At 72.2% G+C, this 3221-nt stretch carries 2 protein-coding genes; both read right to left on the reverse strand.

Going from position 1 to position 3221, the window contains the following annotated elements:
* Positions 1–141: 141 nt before the first annotated feature.
* Positions 142–516 (reverse strand): response regulator, encoded by a 375-nt coding sequence (locus tag VF665_RS20690; RefSeq protein ID WP_349263157.1) that lies wholly within the window; start codon positions 514–516, stop codon positions 142–144.
* On the reverse strand, positions 488–3109 hold the full coding sequence (locus VF665_RS20695; protein WP_331055365.1) for an ATP-binding protein: 2622 nt from the start codon (positions 3107–3109) through the stop codon (positions 488–490). Before VF665_RS20695 ends, VF665_RS20690 begins: the two co-directional genes overlap by 29 nt.
* Positions 3110–3221: the final 112 nt, after the last annotated feature.

Consider the following 3221-nt stretch of genomic DNA (forward strand, 5'->3'; position numbering starts at 1 on the left):
GGCGGAGGTGGCGGCGGTTTCCACGGCGGCGCCGGAAAGGCGGCGCGCCAGCCAGCCGGGGAGGTCGGGCGGGAGTCCGGCGGCGAGAAGGTGGTTCATGCAGCAGAGATCATGAAGGGATGGTGCATGACGGGGCGCGCCTCACCACCCCAGCACGGCGGACACCTGGTCCGCCAGCGTCATGGGATCGAACGGCTTGTTCAGCACGCCCTGCACGCCCAGCCCGTCAAAGCGCTGGCGGTCCGCCTGCTGCACCTTGGCGGTGAGCAGAATGATGGGGATGGAGTCCGTTTCCGGGTCCGCGCGCAGGGCGCGGACGGTGGCGGGCCCGTCCATCTCCGGCATCATCACGTCCAGCAGAATGGCGTCGGGGCGCACCTCGCGCGCCTTGCGGATCCCCTCCGCGCCGGAGCCCGCGGCGTGCACCTCCCACCCGGCCGTCATCTCCAGGGAAAGCTGCGCCACTTCGCGGATGTCGTCCTCGTCGTCAACCAGCAGAATGGTGTGGCTCATCATTTTCCTCGCTGCGCCCCACCGGGGCAATCTGGTTCAGCAGGGCCACCACGCGGCGCTCGAAGTCTTCCGGCGCCTCGCGTCCCTTGGTCACGAATTCCGTGCGGCCCAGCCGCAGCCGCGCGCGCTCGTCCTCATCCAGTTCCCGCGCGGAGTAGACGACGAGCGGCACGCCGCGCACGCCGTCGTCGCGCAGCCGCTCCACCACCCAGAAGCCGTCGCCGTGCGGCAGGCCCAGGTCCAGCACGATCATGTCCGGCGGCTCGCGGCGGCTGAGCGCCACGGCCTCCACCCCGGTGGCGGCGTGCACCGCCTCGATGCCGTGCCGCCCGAACATTTCCACCAGCACCCGGGCCAGGTCCGCGTCGTCCTCCACCAGCAGCACCCGGCGGGGGCGGGCGCGGCGCGCCACGGCCTCTTCCAGCGCCTGCAGCAGCCCGGTGTCCGCCAGCGGCTTTTCCACCCAGTCCACCACGTCGGCCTGCTCGCGCACCCGCGGCAGGGGCTTGAGCGCGCTCAGGATCACCACGGGAATGTCCGCCGTTTCCGGCCGCGAGCGCAGCGCCCGCAGCGTCTCGGAGCCGTTCATCCCCGGCAGCATCATGTCCAGCAGAATGGCGCGGGGGCGCACCCGGGCCGCCTCCAGCACCGCGGCCTCGCCGTCGCCCACCCCCGTAGTACGATAGCCCCACCCGTGAAGGATCTCTCGCACGGAGGCCAGAAAGGCGGGGTCGTCGTCGCACACCAGAATCAGCGGCCCCTCGCCGCGCTCTTCCTCCGGCGGCGCCTCGGCGGGCGGGGCGGGCGGCGCGCTCTGGCCGGGCGGGGAGGTCTGCCCGGGAAGGGTGAAGCTGAAGGTGCTCCCCTTCCCCATCTCGCTTTCCACCCAGATGCGCCCGCCGTGCTGGTTCACGATGCTGCGGCAGATGGCCAGCCCCAGCCCGGTGCCGCCCTTTTCGCGTGCGTCGGACGAGTCCACCTGCTGAAAGCGCTCAAAGATGGCCTCGCGCCGGTCCTGGGGAATGCCGCGCCCGTGGTCAGTGACGCGGAACAGGATCTCGCCCTCCCGCGGCTCGGCGGTGACCGTCACCTCGCCCCCCGGCGGGGAAAACTTGACGGCGTTGGAAACCAGGTTGGTCAGCACCTGCAGAATGCGGTCGGGGTCGGCCACCAGGGGAAGGCGCTCCGCCCAGGCGAACAGGCTGATCCCCGCCTTTTCCGCCATGGCCGCCATGACCTCCACCGCCTGGTGCGCCAGTTCGGCCGCGTCCGTCTGCCGCACCTCCATGGTCACCCGGCCGGACTCGATGCGCTCGATGTCCAGGATGTCGTTGATCAGGCGAACGAGGCGGTCGGTGTTCTGCACGGCGATGTCCAGCATCCGCCGCCCCTTTTCGGGCACCTCGCCCAGCTTGCCGGCCGCCAGCAGCCCCAGCGAGCCGCGGATGGAGGTGAGCGGGGTGCGCAGTTCGTGGCTCACCACGGAAACGAACTCGTCCTTCATCCGCTCCACCTCGCGGCGCTCCGTCACGTCGCGAAAGGTGATGACGGCGCCGGTGAGCGTGTCGCCCTCCTGCATGGGGGTGGCGGCGTACTCCACGGGGAACGACGTGCCGTCCGTGCGCCGGAACTGCGCCTGGGTGACGGTGCGCGCCACCCCGGCGCCCAGGGTGGCGCGAATGGGGTTCACCCCGCCCTCCGCGGCGCCGCCGCCCAGGCCCAGCACCGCCTCGAACGGCCGGCCGATGGCGTCCTGCGCCGCCATCCCCAGCATGCGCCCCGCGGCGGGGTTCATGAAGAGCGAGTAGCCGTGCGGGTCGATGCCGTAGATCCCCTCCGCGGCGGCGTCCAGGATTAGCTCGTTCTGCCGGCTCATGCGCGCCAGCGCGTCGCGGGCAATGGCGCGCTCGGCGACCTCAGCCTGCAGGCTCTCGTTCAGCTCGCGCAGCCGCCGCGTGCGGCGCGCCAGCATGCCGGTGCTGATGATGCCCAGCAGCACGCCCAGCAGCGAGCCGGTGATGAGCAGCACGCGGGCGCGCCGCTCCAGCGCGGCCACCCGCTCGGCGCGCACGCGCAGCAGCAGCGACTCCTGTGCGCCCACGGTCTGCAGCATGGCGCGCAGCCGGGCCACGGCCTCCATGCGCCGCACGGTGCCGGCCGAGTCGGTGCGGGGGCTGTACGCCACGGCGGCGCGGGGGGAGATCAGGAGGCCGGACGCTTGCTGCAGCGCGTGCCACTGCGCAAACAGGCTGTCGGTGCGGTGCAGCCGCGCGAGCTGGCCGGGGTTGTCGCGGGTCAGCGCCCGTGCGCGGCGCATGTGCGCGGCGAACTCGGCGCGGTTGGTTCGCCACTGCCCCGCCAGCGCGGGCTCGCCGGTAAGCGCAAAGCCGCGGAACCCGGATTCCATCTCGGCCACGGCCGACTCCATGCCGTCCACTTCGGCGAGCACCTGGTAGGTGTGCACGCTCCAGCGGCCGGCGCTGGACATTTCGCGAAAGGTGTAGTACGCCAGGCCGCCCACGGCCAGCAGCACCGCGATCAGCAGGGCGAAGGCGGAAACCAGGCGCCGCGAGGCGGAGTCGATGGATTGGGTCACGGGTGCGTGTGCGGGCGCCGCGTGGCTGGCGGGCGCGGTCTGACGTCGGAAAGCAGGGAACCGGGGCAACCTTCGCGCCGCGGCCGCGGAATCGACGATTCCGGACGGGCCA

This window comes from Longimicrobium sp. (assembly GCF_036387355.1).
GTDB lineage: Bacteria > Gemmatimonadota > Gemmatimonadetes > Longimicrobiales > Longimicrobiaceae > Longimicrobium.

Coding starts and splice junctions, on each gene's coding strand:
- VF665_RS20690 (WP_349263157.1), bottom strand. CDS start 516: ATGATGAGCCACACCATTCTGCTGGTTGACGACGAGGACGACATCCGC.